The organism is Stappia sp. BW2 (assembly GCF_008107695.1).
Classification (GTDB): domain Bacteria; phylum Pseudomonadota; class Alphaproteobacteria; order Rhizobiales; family Stappiaceae; genus Roseibium.
This window is the reverse complement of record NZ_VIRG01000025.1, coordinates 1-395: the sequence shown is the minus strand read 5'-3', so window position 1 is coordinate 395 and position 395 is coordinate 1. Positions and strand designations below refer to the sequence as shown.

The window sequence follows — 395 nt, the reverse complement described above, 5'->3', positions numbered from 1 at the left end:
AGCCTGGTTCAGTGCAACCTGCATGATCTCTTTGGTGATGCCTTCAATTTTGATATCCATCTGCAGCGCAGAGATACCTTCGCGGGAACCCGCGACTTTGAAGTCCATATCACCCAGGTGATCTTCGTCGCCCAGAATGTCAGACAGAACAACAAAGTTGTCGCCTTCTTTCACCAGGCCCATTGCGATACCCGCAACAGCAGCTTTGATCGGTACGCCAGCATCCATCAGAGCCAGAGATGCGCCACACACGGAAGCCATGGAAGAAGAACCGTTAGATTCGGTGATTTCAGAAACCACACGCACGGTGTACGGGAATTTGTCAGCTTCTGGCATAACAGCCAGTACGCCACGCTTCGCCAGACGACCGTGAGCGATTTCACGACGCTTCGGCG

General features: G+C 53.2%; 1 pseudogene. It reads right to left on the bottom strand.

The window, feature by feature from the left end:
- Positions 1-395: pseudogene (locus tag FMN63_RS00115) on the bottom strand (polyribonucleotide nucleotidyltransferase); the annotation flags it as partial.